This window comes from Paenibacillus sp. lzh-N1, assembly GCF_002872435.1.
Taxonomy (GTDB): Bacteria; Bacillota; Bacilli; order Paenibacillales; family Paenibacillaceae; genus Paenibacillus; species Paenibacillus polymyxa_C.
In genome coordinates this window covers 4,043,129-4,060,823 of record NZ_CP025696.1, presented here as the reverse complement: position 1 = coordinate 4,060,823, position 17,695 = coordinate 4,043,129, and the positions used below count along the sequence as shown (strand labels likewise).

Annotated in this window: 18 protein-coding genes and 1 other annotated feature; of the genes, 2 read left to right on the top strand and 16 right to left on the bottom strand. The window is 44.9% G+C overall.

Translation table 11 applies throughout. The features are described from left to right. Positions 1-10 precede the first annotated feature (10 nt). The 9 genes from der to C0638_RS18310 all read right to left on the bottom strand — a co-directional run bounded on the left by der (position 11) and on the right by C0638_RS18310 (position 8,693). Positions 11-1,333 (bottom strand): ribosome biogenesis GTPase Der, encoded by a 1,323-nt coding sequence (gene der / locus C0638_RS18350; RefSeq protein WP_013371698.1) that lies wholly within the window; start codon positions 1,331-1,333, stop codon positions 11-13. 147 nt (positions 1,334-1,480) lie between these two features. Further along, a complete protein-coding gene (gene rpsA / locus C0638_RS18345) occupies positions 1,481-2,707 on the bottom strand; it encodes a 30S ribosomal protein S1 (RefSeq protein WP_013371699.1) in 1,227 nt (408 codons plus the stop codon). Positions 2,708-2,825: 118 nt separating this feature from the next. Beyond that, positions 2,826-3,419, bottom strand: a complete 594-nt coding sequence (locus C0638_RS18340; protein WP_013371700.1) for a lysophospholipid acyltransferase family protein — start codon at positions 3,417-3,419, stop codon at positions 2,826-2,828. Then, on the bottom strand, positions 3,416-4,123 hold the full coding sequence (cmk, locus tag C0638_RS18335) for a (d)CMP kinase (protein ID WP_058711099.1): 708 nt from the start codon (positions 4,121-4,123) through the stop codon (positions 3,416-3,418). Before cmk ends, C0638_RS18340 begins: the two co-directional genes overlap by 4 nt. Before the next feature lie 129 nt (positions 4,124-4,252). Next, positions 4,253-4,912 (bottom strand): flagellar brake protein, encoded by a 660-nt coding sequence (locus C0638_RS18330; protein WP_040103474.1) that lies wholly within the window; start codon positions 4,910-4,912, stop codon positions 4,253-4,255. 165 nt (positions 4,913-5,077) lie between these two features. After that, the gene (ypeB, locus tag C0638_RS18325) at positions 5,078-6,463 is read right to left on the bottom strand and encodes a germination protein YpeB (RefSeq protein ID WP_058711100.1); all 1,386 of its coding nucleotides are present in this window, start codon (positions 6,461-6,463) and stop codon (positions 5,078-5,080) included. Between the two features lie 263 nt (positions 6,464-6,726). Beyond that, positions 6,727-7,422 carry a glutamic-type intramembrane protease PrsW gene (prsW, locus tag C0638_RS18320; protein ID WP_058711101.1) on the bottom strand — a complete coding sequence of 232 codons (696 nt, stop codon included), beginning with the start codon at positions 7,420-7,422 and terminating at the stop codon, positions 6,727-6,729. A gap of 82 nt (positions 7,423-7,504) precedes the next feature. Next, positions 7,505-8,119, bottom strand: coding sequence for a genetic competence negative regulator (locus C0638_RS18315; protein WP_013371706.1), 615 nt, complete (start codon positions 8,117-8,119; stop codon positions 7,505-7,507). Between the two features lie 196 nt (positions 8,120-8,315). Continuing rightward, the gene (locus C0638_RS18310; protein WP_058711102.1) at positions 8,316-8,693 is read right to left on the bottom strand and encodes a hypothetical protein; all 378 of its coding nucleotides are present in this window, start codon (positions 8,691-8,693) and stop codon (positions 8,316-8,318) included. Positions 8,694-8,786: 93 nt separating this feature from the next. Between C0638_RS18310 and C0638_RS18305 the strand changes: the two genes are divergently transcribed. Then, positions 8,787-9,713 (top strand): polysaccharide deacetylase family protein, encoded by a 927-nt coding sequence (locus C0638_RS18305; protein ID WP_058711103.1) that lies wholly within the window; start codon positions 8,787-8,789, stop codon positions 9,711-9,713. A 159-nt stretch (positions 9,714-9,872) separates the two neighbouring features. Here C0638_RS18305 and C0638_RS18300 read toward each other — a convergent pair whose 3' ends face one another. Both C0638_RS18300 and C0638_RS18295 read right to left on the bottom strand, forming a co-directional pair. Further along, positions 9,873-10,214, bottom strand: a complete 342-nt coding sequence (locus C0638_RS18300) for a hypothetical protein (protein ID WP_058711104.1) — start codon at positions 10,212-10,214, stop codon at positions 9,873-9,875. Continuing rightward, complete coding sequence (locus C0638_RS18295; protein WP_058711105.1) at positions 10,211-10,798, bottom strand: CPBP family intramembrane glutamic endopeptidase; 588 nt, start codon at positions 10,796-10,798, stop codon at positions 10,211-10,213. The genes C0638_RS18300 and C0638_RS18295 overlap by 4 nt, the downstream gene beginning before the upstream one ends. A 186-nt stretch (positions 10,799-10,984) precedes the next feature. Then, positions 10,985-11,235: a binding site (T-box leader), on the top strand. 261 nt (positions 11,236-11,496) lie between these two features. On the opposite strand from C0638_RS18295, the gene serA reads away from it, so the two are divergent. Continuing rightward, positions 11,497-13,089 carry a phosphoglycerate dehydrogenase gene (gene serA, locus C0638_RS18290; RefSeq protein ID WP_058711106.1) on the top strand — a complete coding sequence of 531 codons (1,593 nt, stop codon included), beginning with the start codon at positions 11,497-11,499 and terminating at the stop codon, positions 13,087-13,089. Between the two features lie 204 nt (positions 13,090-13,293). Here serA and C0638_RS18285 read toward each other — a convergent pair whose 3' ends face one another. The 5 genes from C0638_RS18285 to C0638_RS18265 all read right to left on the bottom strand — a co-directional run bounded on the left by C0638_RS18285 (position 13,294) and on the right by C0638_RS18265 (position 17,694). Continuing rightward, positions 13,294-14,748: a HAMP domain-containing sensor histidine kinase gene (locus C0638_RS18285; protein WP_058711107.1), complete on the bottom strand. Its 1,455-nt coding sequence runs from the start codon at positions 14,746-14,748 to the stop codon at positions 13,294-13,296. A 1-nt stretch (position 14,749) separates the two neighbouring features. Next, positions 14,750-15,466, bottom strand: coding sequence for a response regulator transcription factor (locus tag C0638_RS18280; protein ID WP_013371713.1), 717 nt, complete (start codon positions 15,464-15,466; stop codon positions 14,750-14,752). A gap of 109 nt (positions 15,467-15,575) precedes the next feature. Continuing rightward, positions 15,576-16,334 (bottom strand): pseudouridine synthase, encoded by a 759-nt coding sequence (locus C0638_RS18275; RefSeq protein WP_013371714.1) that lies wholly within the window; start codon positions 16,332-16,334, stop codon positions 15,576-15,578. Between the two features lie 78 nt (positions 16,335-16,412). Further along, positions 16,413-16,943, bottom strand: a complete 531-nt coding sequence (locus tag C0638_RS18270; protein ID WP_014599983.1) for a spore maturation protein — start codon at positions 16,941-16,943, stop codon at positions 16,413-16,415. A 7-nt stretch (positions 16,944-16,950) separates the two neighbouring features. Further along, entirely contained in the window at positions 16,951-17,694 is a 744-nt protein-coding gene (locus C0638_RS18265; protein ID WP_013371716.1) for a nucleoside recognition domain-containing protein, read from the bottom strand. Between the last annotated feature and the right edge of the window lies 1 nt (position 17,695).

Here is a 17,695-nt window from a genome sequence, read left to right as displayed (position 1 = left end):
CTATTCGCTCCTAACTTTCGTCAGACTTGCGCCGGGTAAATATACGAATTGGAGTTCCTTCAAAATTAAAGGCGGCGCGAATTTTGTTCTCCAGATAACGCTCGTAAGAGAAGTGCATTATCTCTGGATCATTTACGAATACAACCATCGTAGGCGGTTTAACAGCAACCTGAGTCACATAGTTAATACGCAGACGACGGCCCTTATCTGTTGGTGGTGGATTGATGGCAACCGCGTCGGAAATGACATCATTCAGCAGATGTGTCTGAATACGCATGACATGCTGCTGTGCCACATGCTGCACAACTGGAAGCAACTTTTGCAGACGTTGCTTTGTCTTTGCAGATAAGAACACAATCGGAGCATAGGTCATGAACAGAAAGTGGTCACGGATTTTCGTCTCAAACTGGTGCATCGTTTTATCGTCTTTATCTACGACATCCCATTTATTAACGACAAACAACGAGGCTTTACCCGCTTCATAAGCATAGCCTGCAATGTGTTTATCCTGCTCAATGATGCCTTCCTCGCCGTTAATAACGACCAGTACAACATCTGCACGCTCAATGGCACGCATCGCACGCATTACACTATATTTTTCTGTCGTTTCGTATACTTTACCACGTTTGCGCATACCTGCCGTATCAATCAGTACATACTTTTGTCCGTCTTTTTCAAAAGGCGTGTCAATTGCATCACGTGTTGTACCTGCAATGTCACTGACAATAACCCGTTCTTCTCCTAAAATGGCATTAACGAGTGAAGATTTACCTACATTCGGACGTCCGATCAAAGCGACACGTATAACGTCTTCGTCATAATGATCTTCTTCTAGCTCAGGTAAATTGGACGTAATTGCATCCAACAAATCACCGATCCCTGTGCCATGACTACCAGAAACAGCAATTGGATCACCAAATCCATAAGAATAAAACTCATAGATCAGATCGGCGCGACTGAGGTTGTCCACCTTGTTTACTGCTACGATGATCGGTTTACCCGAACGATATAGCATTTGAGCTACCTCTTCATCCGCTTGCGTTATTCCTGCTTTTGCATCGCTCATGAACACAATAACATCTGCTTCTTCTATTGCAAGTTCGGCCTGCATACGGATGGACTTCAAGATAACATCCTCACCATCAATCTCAATGCCGCCGGTGTCAATAATACTGAAGGATTTACCATTCCACTCCGATATACCGTAAATACGGTCACGAGTGATTCCCGGTTTATCTTCCACGATGGACAAACGATCCCCGATAATCCGATTAAAAATCGTGGACTTACCCACATTCGGACGACCAACGATAGCCACAACGGGTCTTGCCATAAATTCACTCCTCCTGTCAATTCTTCCGCTATCATCATAGCAAAAAACATACCTATTGGCGATATAGTGACGTAACAACAATCGGCGAACCCTCTGGGTCCGCCGATGGTGTACGTTATGCTTATAATAAAATGTATTGATTTAAACTCATTTAAATTTGTTCAGCTTATCGCCAAAACGCTCGCCAAGCGTAATGCTCAGTCCGGAATTGTTGAGGGAAACGTTAGGATTATTCAGTTCCTCACGAGGCGCGCGTGATGCACGTGGTGCTCTTTCTGCTTTTGGAGCGGCTTCAGGAGCTTCCTCAGTTTCTTTAATGCTCAGGCTAACACGTTTTTCAGAAGGATTCATTTCAAGAATTTTAACTTTAACTTCTTGTCCTTCTTCCAGAACTTCTTGTGGAGTTCCAATGTGTTTGTGGGAAATTTGAGAAATATGAACCAAACCTTCCACACCAGGAGCAATCTCAACGAATGCACCGAAGTTAACCAAACGTTTAACAACACCAGTTACGATGTCATTGTTATTGAATTGTCCAGCAGCTGATTCCCAAGGACCAGGCTGTGCAGCTTTCATGCTCAGGCTGATTTTTCCTTTTTCAGGATCTACTTTCAAGACTTTCACTTTCACTTGATCTCCTTCGGAAACAGCGTCAGAAGGCTTATCAACATGAGTCCAAGCAATTTCAGATACGTGAACCAGACCGTCCACTCCGCCAACATCTACGAAAGCACCAAACTGAGTAAGACGTTGAACCGTACCAACAATTTCTTGTCCTTCTTTCAGCTCAGCCATTACTTTAAGCTTGTTAGCTTCGAATTCTGCTTCCAGAACGTCTTTTTGGGAAAGGATCACTTTGTTGTTTTCACGATCCAGTTCTTTTACAACAACACGCAATGTGCGGCCTTTGTAATCACTGAAATCTTCAACAAAATGGCGTTCTACCATGGATGCAGGGATGAATCCGCGCAGACCCACGTCTACTACGATGCCGCCTTTAACAACATCATTCACAACAACTTCAAATACTTCTTTGCTTTCGAACAGTTGCTCCAACTTTTCCCAAGCATTTTCACTGTCGATTGCACGTTTGGACAGAACAAGTTTTTCCTTGCCGTCGTCGATGCTGATAATTCTAGCTTCAACCTCTTGGCCTACTTGTACTGCTTCTTCTGCATTATCCAGACCAGAAGACAATTCGCGAATTGGAATAACTCCATCGTATTTATATCCAATGCTTACTACCGCTTGGTTATCTTCCAATTTCACAATTGTACCCTTAACGGTGTCACCTTTTTTCAGGGAAACGATTTGATCGAGCTCGTCTTGATTTGCCGCTTCAGCAGCTTCTTGATTTTTAATTTCTTCCGACATGTCAATACCCTCCTCAATTCAAAAAAACCATTTATTTAAACCTGCGCATAGCAGAGTTCAAAACAAAATACATTTTTGCTCTAGTTTTCCAAGCTTAGACACAATTCATGCAAGCCTTTTAATCATTCGTAGGCTCACCAGTTTCCTTCATTGTGCGAATACGTGACATAATTGCTTCTGTTGCCAGTTCAAGAGGATCTCCTTCGACATCGGCACCCTTTTGGTAAGCGTCCAAATTAACAGGTTTACCGTATATCACTTTCGTTTTACGGAAAAGCTTGTAATCACCAATAATGGCGACCGGAACGGCAGCCGCTCCACTACGCAGTGCAAAACTGGCAGCACCCTTTTTACCAATTCCTCCAGCTCCTCTGGAGCCTTCGGGAAAAATCCCCATAACCTTACCGTCACGCAAAATGTTCAATGCCAGCTTAATGGATTCCTTACTCACACCACCACGTTTGACTGGAAAAGCTCCCAGTTTGTCGATCAGTGGTCCCAGCACAGGAACATTAAACAGCTCTGCTTTAGCCATAAAGTGAACCTTTCGCTTCAGCAAAATGCCAACTGTAGGAGGGTCAAGATTACTAATATGATTAGAACACAACAGCACTCCACCCTCAGCAGGAACATTTTCCCTGCCTACCGCCTCAAGCCTAAACAGAAAGCGGTAAATGAGACGCAAAATACTGGCGCATACAGTATATATCATTGGCTGATCTCTCCATCCTTCTCCGTTAAGCAATAAGATACGATCGTATCAACGACATCCTGAATGCCCATATGGGTCGTATCAAGCACGATGGCGTCCTCACTGCAACGAAGCGGGGATACCTCCCTCTCCTCATCAAACTTATCACGTGCCGCAATGTCACGTTCAAGCTGTTCCAGAGTGATATTATCAGTTTCGCTCAGTTCTTTAAAACGACGTGAGGCACGTTCCTGAACACTTGCGGTCATGAACACTTTAACTTCCGCATCGGGAAGCACAGTTGTTCCAATATCGCGTCCGTCCATAACGACACCCTTACGCGCAGCCATTTCACGCTGGTTTTCGGTCAAGCGTGTACGTAAACCAGCAATACTTGAATACTGTGACACATTGCTAGTCACTTCCATCGAACGAATCACAGTGGTTACATCTTCCCCGTTACAATAAACCTTTTGGCCTGTAGGGTCCGGTACTAATTCAATCACCAGCTCAGGTACATGTTGAAGCACTTTTTGTACATTTTCTGCAGGAATTTCTTTGCACATCATGTACCACGTTGCTGCTCGATACATGGCTCCGGTATCTACATATACATAGGAAAGTGCTTTCGCCACCAGGCGGGCCACTGTACTTTTCCCTGCGCCAGCAGGTCCATCAATGGCTACATTTATTTTGTTAATTGAAGATGCATGTTGCCTTGCCAACAGGGAATTCCTCCTAACCTAACCTCAAGAAAAAAGCAGGCATTGCCTGCGACGTGAAAATTATACCACACATTTATAGGCGATGCAAAATAAGCGACAGGTTTACTAAAAAAGAAAAGCTTCGGATGATTACGATTTCCCCCGGAACTCCAACTGTCTTTCAAAACAATATTTAATCAGTTTTTGGCGCTCTTGATCAGCGATTTTCTCATATTTCAGCATAATGAGTTCGCGGCCATTTTCCATCTGCTGAATGCGTACAATTTCAGATTGGAACGGAACATGCTCTTGAGTGCCGTTTTTATATGGAACCAAAATCCAGCAAGACAATGATTCTCCTTCTTCAAGATGATGTGAGCCCTGAGTCTGAAAAGATACGCCTCCACCTCCCACATCATGCGTCTCTGCTACAAATCTAGATTCGTTTGCACCATGCTTAACCGCAATTTCCAAGTTGGCCTTTACCCTAAGAAAGTTTCGACGCTGAATTTTGCTGATGCTGTCCGGAGCAGGCTTGTGAATACGAACCATCCGGAGGACGTCATCTTTAAAGCCCGTAACGTGGGTATTAAAATAGTTTTTAATTCCACCCTCACTCATAAAAAATATAGACAGTTCTTCCCCAAGAAACAGCTTTTTCAAGTGTCCGCTTGTTTGTGACATGGGAATTTCAATTAGAAAGTTCTGTGAGTCCTCTTCCGCAATACGCGACTTATATTCAAAAGATTCCTCCTTCTGATCGGTACCGGCAACTTGTATGTATAACACATCATTAATTTTTGGAAACAAACGATTCACCATCCTTGTCCATTCAAAACTATAATTAAGGTATATAATACCACGACTTTTTGCCTATATTAAGCATTATATTTGCTAGAGCCATGACTAAAGCACAAAAAACCTCCTTAATAAAGGAGGCTTAGAGTGACTATAGATTCATTTCAGTGTAATCAACTAGGCATTACTTGCCGTAACTTGTGCTTCATCTGAATCTTTTACCTGTTCAATCGTTTCTTCCATTCCCGTGTTCGCGTTAATGTAAATTCGATAAATGGAACCGTTAATTTTACCGCCAAATTCATAGCACAGAACTTCATTCGACAGTTCATTTTCAATTAGTGCTTTGCGGTGGTAAGTTTCGCGAAACTCAGGATTCAACTTCGCTCGCGCTTCATTCAAATTCAGTTTTGCCTGAGGAATGCGACGGAGGTGACTGTGCTCATATACATAATCGCTGCATTGAAAACCAATCACTTGTCCGTTATCTAAGCCTGATCTGACTGTGATTTTTTCTGGATAGATAATCACATCCCCTTGTTGGCTCGCAAATGTAATGTTAGCTAAATTCCCGCTTTCATCATATGCTACGGGCTTCATTCCTTTGTAGCCCTTTTGTTCAAGATACTCACTTGCATAGCGAACCGCTTCATTACGAGTTGCTTTTTTAGGACCTACTGATCTCATGTCATGATAAGAAATGAGCTTGCCGCCCTTTTTCGTAAAATCCATCGTGGCCACAGGCTGCTGCTTATTTAACAACGTAGCCGTATAAGACGCCCATTCTGTTCCTTTACCATTTTCGTTCACACGAATCTGACTTTCTGGTTTTCCTGTAAAGTCAGCGGCATTTCGCTTAATTTGTCCAGCATCCAGCGCCGGGAGACTCAACTTTTTCACTGAGCGCTTATCATAGATGCTCGCAACAGACGGTCCCCAATCCAATTCTTTGTAGTTCTCTACTTTTTTGTCCACGGTTTTGAAGCCATCAATAATGGTGTTATCCTTCGGTCCTGTTTGAGAACCTGCCGCCATATCGACATCCATCCAACGCAAGTTTTTGCTAATGACCTTTTGCTGCACCTCATGCATGTTTTTCGAAATTTCCTTGGAATTGTTATATAACGTTTTTAGATTCGAAATTTCTTTCTCGTTTAAAGGCTCGTGATCCAGATCACGAACAGCGGTCTGATACGAAAATGCAGATAGATGTGACAGCAAATCTTTAGCATGATTAAAAGGCATTACATTGAGAGGCAACTGATTAACCTCATTTTGGGCTTCACTTGCAATTCTCCACACGTTCATCAAGCATTTGCGGTGCATCGCATGTGAAGTAGTATGGACAGCAACCGCGTTACCGAGTTGGGAATGCAACTGATCCATATGAAACGACAAATCGTGAAACGCACGCTGGTATTGATTTTCCGCTTTAATTGACATTCTATTTGCCTGAGAAGACACCTCTCTTCTCATCTGGCTTTGCTGATAACCCCACACAAATGCTCCTATCATAATCAGGGTAACCACCGGGAACAATACGGCACTAAGTCGCTTATACATATTGGGAGTCTCCTTTCTTCAAATACACTACCGATAGTGTGACAAGAAGAAAGCTCTCTTATGCATGGTTTTCCATGACTTCAACAATAAACTCACAGTTATCGCAAATACAGCGTTTAAAGCCGGTCTGAATCTGCCCTTGCTCCATTCGCCCTCTCAGCACAAAGCGTTCTCCGCATCTTTTACAATGAATTCTTACTTTTATACGCAAAAAAGACACCTCTTTCTCTAACAGGTTTGTCAGATCAGTGTGTCCCATTTCGTTACATATTAACCTTTTCTTCCCGTTTTAACATTCGAAAAGGAGAACGATTATTCGCTCGACTGATTTTTGCCATCCCTCCATACCATAGAAATGCCATCAGTGGAATGATAAACCAGATCCAGTCGTGTGAAAATTTCGTTAAAATTAAATCATATACTCCGTGCCAAAACCATGGAAGCACTAATGACAGAAGCAGCATATATTTACTCTTCAGGTCTACCGAAAACTTGGCTTTCCCCATATAGTAGCCCATCATAACGCCAAACATCGCATGACCGGATACCGGTAGCAATGATCTCATTAACATCATGCTGATCGAAGCATGCCCCGCCCAGGCATATAGCAGATTTTCAACCGTGGCAAACCCGAGTGAGACTGCAGCTGCATACAATATCCCATCATAAGGCTCGTCGAACTCCGTATGGTTATAGATGATGTGATACAGCAGGAACCATTTAAAAAACTCTTCCACCCCAGCGGAAATACCGAACACCTGAATTAAAGTGTCATCTCCTAGCCAAAGCAATAGCCCACGTTGAAAAATCATAACCGGAAGCACCACTAAAAAACCGAGCAAAAATACTTTAATAACCATGTGCAGGGGCTCCGAATCATAGCGATCCTTTAAGTAAAAGTACATCAATAAGGCGAGACCCGGCGCTGTAGCTGCCGCTAAAACAGAAAACAGAAGCACCGATCATCCCTCCATAAAAATGAGTCGGCCCTGCTTTCAGCGCAGAGCCGACAAATTAACTTCATTATCGCTTTCTAAAAAATCAAGAACGGCTGTCAAAATGGGTGCAGATGACAGCAACTGCCTGTTCAGGAATGACCAACTTTCCATACTCTTCCAGCATAGCTGGTGTTACGGATGAACCTTCTCCAAATTCAGCCAAAATCGCGATTAAGGCTGCAAGCTTGGACTCTTCTACTTCTTCTGGCTCCAAATGCAAAATCCATTTTCCTCTATAATGATACAGCTTACCTGCTTCCGTAGTGTTGCTGCGGAGCATATGAGCCGCTTCTATGAGTACTTCGAAATCGCTAAACGCGTAAACGATGGAATCACTGTGCTCCATTGTGACTTCCATTTCGTAGACTTCCTCTGGAAGCTCCTCATCGGGACCCGAACCGTACTGCTGGTGATCGTATTTTCCCCGAGTGACGATAACAACCATTCCCTGAGCAGGAAGCGCAAAGACTTCAACAGCTAACGGTCCCGTGGCATCGAAGCCCAGTTCGCTGTATGCCTGATCCATCATTTCAGTAAACAGCTCATGAACTCTTGGAATTTCTTGCCACATATCATCCTTTTGGATACCCCGTTCGCTTAAATCGTCAAAGGTAAGGAAAATCCGTATCTTGTCCTGACTTAATCTTTCTATTTTCATACTGGACCCTCCTCCTGGCAGCCGAGTGTTATTAGCAGATTATGATTCAAATATGATTCCTGTGATGAAAATGGTTCTATGTAATCATGTTATCATTTTATAATCGTAAATGCACGAATAAAAATGATAAAAAAAAGAATCATTTGAACGGCTTTAACAAAAAAGCCGCAAAATGATTCGGAATAGAGGTTTCGGGTTACAATCCCGGTACGGCTGTATGAGTTTCTTTCAGTATTTGCTCGACCTCACGTTTAACATCGGGACTTGTGCTAATAAACTCTTTAATCAACTTCATATTCTCTTCCTTGCTCTTGGCAGTTTGGGCGTTATGCACGGTTTTATCTGCTTGTGAACGATGATCATGATCCTTGTGGGTGTCTTGTGTATTCAGCGCAATATCACCCATGCCTGGAAAAGCGGCGTCCATCATTTTTGTACGAGCTTTCTGCACCAAATTTCCGCCTTTTTTTCCGCCCATGTCCATGGATAAGCCCAAACCATTGCGGTTACGAGAGATCAGAGAGCTTGCGACAGCCCCCAAGACGATTCCCAGGAAAAATGAAGATGTTTTCACAATTAGAACCTCCCTTTGTGGTAGAATCAAGCATAGTGTTCGTCAGCAGAGACAAACTCATACGGTATAAATATAGGAAGGTGAGATGAATTAATGGGTACAAAAACAGCAGTCATTTTGCTAACAGTATGTCTGCTGCTTAGTGCTTGCACTGCGACGAAGCCGGAATCTGCGGATTCCAGTAACCATCAGGATTCAGTAACTTCTGATTCAAGTAACAGTGCCAAAGATCAGAGCAGTATATCTTCCCCAAAAGGAAGCAGTAAGCAAGCAGACAGTGATGAGCAAAAATCAGTGAGTACAACAAATACACAAAATGACAAAACCGCCGTTGGGAGTAACGGAACTACAGTTTCGACAACTGCGGTTACCACTAACAAAATGTATCGCTTGGACAAAGCTTATAATGTAATTCCTAAACAACAAGGTGCCGAAAAAAGAGTGGTGTTGCTGACTTTTGATGATGGTCCGAAGGAAGCGGTCATGATTAACAAAATCATAGATATTTTGGATAAGCACAAGGCAAAAGCGATTTTCTTCGTAAACGGTTATCGTGTAAAAGAACATCCTGAGTTGCTCAAGCTTATCCATGATCGTGGACAGCCCATTGGCAACCATAGCTGGGACCACATCGTTCTCAAGAACAAGTCTGAGGCTGAGGTCAAAAAACAGATTGAAGCGGTACAAAAAATCGTTAAAGATACTACAGGCCAAGCACCCGTATTCTTTCGTCCGCCTCATGGTGCTGGTGGAGACGTAGGTCGCAAGGTGGCGAAGGAAAATGGGCTCTTGTATATGACATGGTCCGTAGGTTCTCTGGACTGGACCATGAAAAAAAATCAACCTCATAAAACGGAGACACTTCTCAAAAACGTAACAGAACAACTTCATCCAGGCGGCAATATTTTGATGCATGAACTGCCATGGACAGCGGAGGCACTGGACAGTCTATTGACGCGCCTTGAGCAGAAGGGTTATCAATTTGTCGATCCACAAAGCATTGAGATTCCTGCCAGTTAATAGTCACTTGTGCATATGCTCGTATGGTCAAATGTAGATGACGTAAAAATAAATAATGTAAAAAGGCCTCCATCTCCACATAACTTGTGGGAGATGGAGGCCTTTTTAGCGTAACGTTGCACGCACGTACTAGACGCACGCTGTCACAATGCCTTTATATCACCACAGCATTTCACTAATGGGTGGTGCACCCTTAATTCCCCACCATAGTAACGCTGCTGTAATAAGCACAAAAAGAGTGCTCAAAAAATTTAAAAACCACTTACTTACCCGAATACGGCGGGACGGAAACATTTCTGTCCGTGTTCGGTACTCACTGGCAGGAATGTCTTCCTCCATTGTCACAGCAACTTCTGGTGCAGCGGCAACGTCAGCCAATTCTGGCATGGGCCGTGAAGCACGGGAGCGAACCGGTTTGGGCTTTGACCTGTCCTCCTCCTTGCCTTTGCGACCATTTCGGCGGCTACCATAGGTCTGCACTCTGCTAAGTTCCTGATTCATTCTTCATACCTCCGAAAACGTAACGCTAAGCCAGATATAAGGTCAATCACAAAATGACAAATGATTGGTGCCCACAGGCTGCCTGTCTGCACATATATATATCCCAATCCATAACTGCTAAGGAAAACCCAGCCCGTGGGAATCCAATGCCGTAAATATCGGATATGAATAACCGCAAACAAAATGCTTGTCCAATAAGGACCAAAGCTGTACTGAATCGCACCTCTAAACAAAAGTTCCTCACAGATGGAAACGATAGCAGCTATACAAATAATATGCCAAACCGGTCGCTTTTGAAACAGCATTTGATTAATACCACCGTCATCCATGGCATCCTCAGGCATGATCCGAGATAGCAGCAGATCCACTAATAGCATAGCGGCCGCCAGTCCCAATCCCCACCATAAGACGTGTACAGTGTTGGGCAATGCAAACAGTTCAAACACATTTCTTTTCTGAAATATAATCCAGATTGCGCCAATCAGCAGGGTCAGACCCTGAGTTAGATATAAATTGTAAAGCAGCAAGCGGTCGTTCAATTGATGAATTTGCGCTCTTTTCCATTTCACTTTAAGCTTTTTCATAGTTAGTTAGTCCTCTGCTTAGTCTTCTTTAGCATCATAGCCAAAAAGTCGGGCGGATTCAAGAAGACTTAAATCTTAATTTTTCCGCATTCTGTAGCTATGTATCTAGTCGTCTATCCACACATGTCGCATGTCCTATTGACATGCCCATGTAAGCCATGATACATTATGAAAAAATTATTAGCGACAACAACAATGATGGAGAAAAGGTATTGATTTCGTCCTCAGAGAACCGGTGCTTGGGTGGAAGCCGGTGGCGAAGTAACTACTTTCAGCGCTCCTGAGTTATTGCATCGAGGTCTAGGGAATCATTTTCCGACATTAGATGCAATCGGCAGAAAACCGTTATCCTTTCGGTCATTATATGACCGCTGAAGGCAGTCCATTGCGAAATGGCTGCGAATTAGGGTGGTACCACGATAACTCTCGTCCCTTACTATGGAGATAGTATGTGATTCGGGAGTTTTTTTGATGCCCGAAAACCGTAAAGCGACTCCGCATAAGGCCTTTGGTTGTCAGTTTGGTGCAAAATACTATTTTATTCCTTTTCTGCGTCAATGCGTTATCACACTAGTGTTTCGACCGCTCTCCTGTACTTTTTAGAAGCATTTCAAGTTTTTTCATGTTCTTTATGGAATGTATTTCAGTTTGAAGTACATCCTGTCCATAAAAGAAGTTAACTTTGAGGAGGAAACCAAATGTTTAAAGTGTTAGTATCCGATCCAATCAGTGACCTGGGCATTCAGCAGCTGATGGATGCAGACGATGTCACGGTGGACAAGAACACAGGTCTCAGCGAGGATGAATTGGTTCAAATTATTGGTGACTATGACGCATTACTCGTCCGAAGTCAAACCCGGGTAACCGAACGCATCATGGCGGCAGGTAAAAACCTCAAGGTTGTCGGACGTGCTGGGGTCGGAGTGGACAACATCGACCTTGAAGCAGCAACACAACGCGGGATTATCGTTATTAATGCTCCTGACGGCAATACAATTACGACATGTGAGCACACTTTTGCCATGATGATGGCACTGGCTCGCCATATTCCACAGGCTTACGCTAAAACCATCGGTGGTACATGGGATCGTAAAACATTCCTCGGTGTCGAACTGCGTAACAAAACACTTGGAGTCCTCGGCATGGGACGTATCGGCAGTGAGGTAGCTAAACGCGCCAAAGCATTTGGCATGAACATCCTCGGTTATGATCCGTTTCTGACTGAAGAACGCGCTGAGAAGCTGGGCATCAAGCTGGCCAGCGTGGACGAAATTATCCGCAACGCAGATTTCATGACCGTACACACGCCATTAACACCAGAAACCAAGCATATGATCGCACGTCCGCAGTTTGAAGTGATGAAGAAAGGAATGCGCATCATCAACTGTGCCCGAGGCGGAGTTATCGATGAAATGGCACTTGTTGAAGCTATTGATGAAGGTATCGTTGCCGGTGCAGCCTTTGACGTATTCGAGTCGGAACCACCAGCACAGGATCATCCGTTCCTGAGCCATCCAAAAATTATCGTTACACCACATCTGGGTGCATCGACTGTCGAAGCTCAGGAGAACGTGGCGATCGACGTGTCTGAGCAGGTGCTGCATATTTTACGGGATGAGCCGTTTAAAAATGCGGTCAACATGCCTCCAGTACCATCCAATGTCATGACGCAATTGCAGCCATATTTCTCACTCGGAGAGAAGCTGGGCAGCTTTGCCGCTCAGATCACCAACCAGGCTGTACGTGAAATCCAGGTGGATTACGCTGGCGATTTGTCTTCTGTGGATACACAGCCGCTCACACGTTATATTTTGAAAGGCGTACTTAGCCGTCATCTGGGCAGCGATGTGAACATCGTAAACTCTGTGCATCTTGCCAAAACACGTGACGTTCATCTCATCGTCTCTCAGGCGCCTGCCACCAAGGGCTTTACCAACCTGATCACCGTTACGCTCAAAACGCAAAGCGGTGAAGAACAACGTGTTTCCGGCACCCTGCTCGCAGGCTATGGTGAACGTATTGTTCGATTGAACCAGTTCCCAGTAGATGTGGCACCGGAGGCTCATTTCCTGCTCATCTCACACAATGATAAACCCGGCATTATCGGCCGTGTCGGCACCTTGCTTGGGGAGAACAGCGTCAACATCGCTTCTATGCAAGTAGGTCGTAAAATTGTTGGCGGTGAAGCTATCATGATCCTGACCGTTGACAAAGCTGTGCCTAAAGACGTACTGATTCAACTCGTAGGCTTGCCAGAACTGAATACTGCCCAAGAAGTAGTGCTGGATTAGTTCCAGTCAGTGTGAAAACTTCCTTGGTTTTATTTATAAAGAGAGGCGCCCGGCTACCGAGGCGCCTTTTCTTATACCCTTATCTAACATAGAAGCATCCATCTTGAAACTGAATGTTCCACGTTGAACAAGATAAATGTTGATTTTTCAACAAAAAGCACCCTCTTCCGAGGATGCCTGCAAACTGGGACATATGAGCCGTCGTTATAAGCTTGTTACAGAGCCCTGTCTTGTTTTGATGGAGATTGGCAGCAAAATAGTAAATTCCGTCCCTTCTCCCAGTACGCTAGCAGCTGAGACAGAGCCTCCGTGAGCCTCTACGATGTTTCTAACAATGGCAAGCCCCAGACCAGTCCCTTTGTCCTCACCACGTACTCTAGCCTTGTCTGCCTTGTAGAAGCGGTCAAAAATATAAGGTAGGTCCTCACTGGCAATGCCCACACCTTCATCTTTAATACGAATGCGGATTAACTCATTCCGTTCTCCCCGAATTTGATCCGCCGCAATGGTAACTTTTTTCCCAGAGGGTGTATGTCTGAACGCATTATCCAGCAAATTGGTCAACACCTGCTCCAGTCGGTCTTCATCTGCCTCAGGCAACAGCAAGTGTTGATCTGACTCATAATAATCGAGTGTCAGTCCCCGTTCCTTGGAACGAACCGTAAATTTCCGGTGAACACGCTCGATCAGTTCATTCACATCCACTTCCTGACGGTACATGTCTGTATGACCTGCCTCCATTCGGGCCAGATCCAGCAGATCCTTGACTAATCTTCCCATACGCAATGATTCATCATGGATAACCTGTACTAGCTCCTCAGACTCTTCCGGTGAACCCGCCATGCCGTCCAGCAAAGCCTCACTGTATCCCTGCATCATAGATAAGGGTGTACGGATTTCATGGGATACGTTGGCTACAAAATCGCTACGCATCTTCTCAAGTTTTACTTCTTCCGTAATATCTCTAAGTACAGCTACTGCACCACGAATAGCGTTATCTGTATACAGCGGCGCCATTTGCACTGACCACGAGCCTTTCTTGACATGGATGTAGTCTCCGACATCCTCGCCTCTGTCCATAACCGTATGGAACAAAGGCAGCAAAGGCTCAGGCACAGAAGCTCCGAATTCCTCCAGATCACGCCCCTGCCACTCCAGCTTTTCCCAAATATCCAGCAAACTTTGTGCAGGCGGATTCGTCAAGATGATTTGTCCACTTCTGTCGAAGGTAAATACGGCATCAGACATACTTCGCAGCACACTGGATAAGTGGTTTTTCTCCTCATTCAGACTGCGGATCGTCGCTTCCAGTTCCGTAGACATATGGTTAAAAGTTTTCGCCAGCTCTCCAATTTCATCGCTGGTCACCAGCGAAAGCCGAGTATCATACCTTCCCTCACGGATGGCATTCGCCGCCTGAATCAACAGCTGCATAGGCTGTGTGATTTTAGTAAAAAGAAATAGAGCAAAAAAGGTCGTCAATAAAAATCCGACAATACATGTATAGGTGAATAAATGCTTGATCTCCGTCGATTCATGTGCTGCAAAATTTCTGTTGATGTACGGCAATAAAAAAAGCCCTAGAAAAATAAGCACAGAACCTACAAGACAAATGATGGTGATCCACAGCTTGCCTACCAGCGATCTCCAGAAGTTCACGTTATTTTGGAACCTCCAGCTTATAACCTACGCCCCATACGGTCGTAATCATAGCCGCTGCCTCTGGCGATACCTTATTCAGCTTTTCACGAAGCCGTTTCACATGCGTGTCCACAGTGCGTAGATCACCAAAAAATTCGTAATTCCAAACATCTTTCAGCAGTTCTTCGCGTGAGAAGACTTTATCTGGCGACACCGCCAAATAATGCAACAGCTCGTACTCTTTAGGCGTTAGACTGATTTCAATTCCGCCTGCAGTTACCCGGTGTGCATCATGCTCAATAATAAGATTTGGAAAAACAATACTATTGCTTGGCACAGCCTCTTTCGTTAAAAAAGCAGTCTCCGACGACCGTCGTAAAATTGCCTTTACCCGATAAATGACCTCTCGCGGGCTGAAGGGCTTGACCACGTAATCATCAGCTCCGACTTCGAAGCCTTGCACGCGGTTCACTTCCTCGCCTTTGGCTGTCAGCATAATCACAGGTGTAGATTTGGTTTGGCGCAGCCGTGTACACACTTCAATCCCGTCCATACCCGGAAGCATCACATCGAGCAAAATAATACTGTAATCGCTTGCAGTCGCTTTTTGGAGAGCAATCTCGCCATCCTCAGCTTCTTCAATCTCGTATCCTTCTTTTTCCAGATACATCCGCAGAAGGCGGCGAATGCGTTCTTCATCATCTACAATTAATATGCGGTTGCTTTGTTCTGACATATTCCCAGCCCCTTCGCTAAAAAAAGCATTCTCTCTATTTTACTATTTTCCCGTGCTTGGTCAAACTTTACTCTCATCCAATAGTCTCTTTACGCCAAAAAGGCCGGGGTTATGACCCCCGTCCTGTCCGTTTCTTTTTCGTGTTGTCTGATTTGGCAAGTTGAATGAGACGGTTGATTTCGTCCTTGGTTAGGGGTCTGGTGAGACCACGCTTCAAGTTTTGAAGCAATAGATCCCCAAAAGCAATCCGCTTGAGTCTGATGACTGGGTGCGAAATGGCCTCAAACATCCGTCTTACCTGGCGATTTCTGCCTTCATAAATGGTAATCTGGATCACAGATTCCTTACCGTCCGGATCTACATCCTTATATTCTACCTCGGCCGGTGCAGTAATGCCATCCTCCAGCACGATTCCTTTTTTCAGCTTGTCCAGCTCAGTACCGTGCGGAACGCCTTTGACTGTAGCCACATACGTCTTCGGCACATGATGCTTGGGATGGGTGAGCAGATTGGCGAACTCTCCGTCATTGGTAAGCAACAGCAGCCCTTCGGTGTCGTAATCAAGACGTCCGACCGGATATACGCGTTCCTTGACGCCTTTTAGATAGTCAGACACAATTTTGCGACCTTCCGGATCGGAAGCGCTTGTAATGACCCCTTTGGGTTTGTTCATCATCAAATAGATTTTTTTCTCAGTTTTGATCGGGCGTCCCTTTACTGTAATCATATCTTGATCAGGGTCTGCTTTCGTTCCCAGCTCAGTTACGGTAACCCCGTTTACTTCCACACTGCCCGCCTGAATAAGCTCCTCACATTTACGTCTGGAAGCTACACCGGCTTGGGCCAATATTTTCTGCAATCTTTCCATGTTCGCTAATTCACCTCATGCTAATGATACCCATCCATGAGCAAAATCACAACCCCCGTTCAAAAAACGATGCAAAATTCAAAATACAAGCAAACAAATGGCAATAGCCGCCACAAAACCAACCACATCTGAAAATAGTCCCACCTTCAAGGCATATCGTCCATTGCGGATACCTACCGCACCAAAATATACAGTTAATACATACAGTGTCGTATCTGTACTGCCCTGAATCGTTGAAGCAATCCGACCGATCATGGAATCGGGACCATAAGTGCGAATTAGATCCGTCGTGAACGCAAGTGAACCAGTGCCTGTCAATGGACGGAGCAAACCTAAAGGCAGTACCTCGCCAGGTACGCCCCAGTTTTTAATCCACGGGGTTACCCAGGATATTACATAGTCCAAAGCGCCGGATGCTCGAAAAATGCTAATCGCCACCATCATACCTACAAGATGAGGAATAATGCTGATGGCGGTAGAAAAGCCGTCTTTGGCTCCATCTACAAAAGAATCGTAGACAGGGACCTTTTTGGCATATGCATATAAAGGAATAAAAGCGAGAATAACCGGGATGGCCCAAGTCGATACGAGGTTAATAAAATTTAGCATGCCTCCCTCATCCTTTCCAAGTGGTGTCCCTGCCCTTGGTAGCTGTGATTCCCGTTCGCGGCACGGCAGGTGAAGATATGGGCGGTACATGTGAAGAAGCCACAGATGTTGGTGCTTGCGAGGTACGTGGCGCCAAGGAGGTCTGGGATGGCGGATTCGCTGGAGGACGGCGGCGCAATTCTCGACTACGATACCAACGATCCGCCGCAATGGCAGCAAAGGTGGCTATTGCGGTCGCCACCAGTGTCGTTCCGACGATTTCTGCTGGGTGTGCGGAATGAAAATTTAGCCGAATGGCGATCAACGTTGTAGGAATAAGCGTAATGCTGGCTGTATTCAGCGCGAGTAGCGTACACATGGCAGGTGTAGCAGTTTGCTTATCAGGATTGAGTGTTTGTAACTCTTGCATCGCTTTGATCCCCATGGGCGTTGCTGCATTCCCCAGTCCGAGCAGATTGGCGCTCATATTGGACAAAATGTAGCCCATAGCGGGATGATTACGCGGAACATCAGGAAAGAGAAAGGCGACCAAAGGAGAAAGCAGCTTAGATATTTTCTGCAAGAGCCCACCGTCTTCAGCCAACCTCATCATGCCCATCCAGAATACCAGCACACTTATCAGTCCAAAGCATACTGTAACACCCGTAGTTGCCCCGTCAAAAGCCGCCTTCGTCACCACCTCTATATTTCCCTGTGCGGCTGCAAATACAAATCCTATACAAATCAAAGCCACCCATATGAGATGAATCATG

What these genes read in the sequence shown, in the direction of transcription:
- der (WP_013371698.1), bottom strand. Translation starts at nt 1,333, where the DNA reads ATGGCAAGACCCGTTGTGGCTATCGTTGGTCGTCCGAATGTGGGTAAG.
- rpsA (WP_013371699.1), bottom strand. Translation starts at nt 2,707, where the DNA reads ATGTCGGAAGAAATTAAAAATCAAGAAGCTGCTGAAGCGGCAAATCAA.
- C0638_RS18340 (WP_013371700.1), bottom strand. Translation starts at nt 3,419, where the DNA reads ATGATATATACTGTATGCGCCAGTATTTTGCGTCTCATTTACCGCTTT.
- ypeB (WP_058711100.1), bottom strand. Translation starts at nt 6,463, where the DNA reads ATGTATAAGCGACTTAGTGCCGTATTGTTCCCGGTGGTTACCCTGATT.
- C0638_RS18315 (WP_013371706.1), bottom strand. Translation starts at nt 8,119, where the DNA reads ATGAAAATAGAAAGATTAAGTCAGGACAAGATACGGATTTTCCTTACC.
- C0638_RS18305 (WP_058711103.1), top strand. Translation starts at nt 8,787, where the DNA reads ATGGGTACAAAAACAGCAGTCATTTTGCTAACAGTATGTCTGCTGCTT.
- C0638_RS18300 (WP_058711104.1), bottom strand. Translation starts at nt 10,214, where the DNA reads ATGAATCAGGAACTTAGCAGAGTGCAGACCTATGGTAGCCGCCGAAAT.
- C0638_RS18295 (WP_058711105.1), bottom strand. Translation starts at nt 10,798, where the DNA reads ATGAAAAAGCTTAAAGTGAAATGGAAAAGAGCGCAAATTCATCAATTG.
- serA (WP_058711106.1), top strand. Translation starts at nt 11,497, where the DNA reads ATGTTTAAAGTGTTAGTATCCGATCCAATCAGTGACCTGGGCATTCAG.
- C0638_RS18280 (WP_013371713.1), bottom strand. Translation starts at nt 15,466, where the DNA reads ATGTCAGAACAAAGCAACCGCATATTAATTGTAGATGATGAAGAACGC.
- C0638_RS18275 (WP_013371714.1), bottom strand. Translation starts at nt 16,334, where the DNA reads ATGGAAAGATTGCAGAAAATATTGGCCCAAGCCGGTGTAGCTTCCAGA.
- C0638_RS18270 (WP_014599983.1), bottom strand. Translation starts at nt 16,943, where the DNA reads ATGCTAAATTTTATTAACCTCGTATCGACTTGGGCCATCCCGGTTATT.
- C0638_RS18265 (WP_013371716.1), bottom strand. Translation starts at nt 17,694, where the DNA reads ATGATTCATCTCATATGGGTGGCTTTGATTTGTATAGGATTTGTATTT.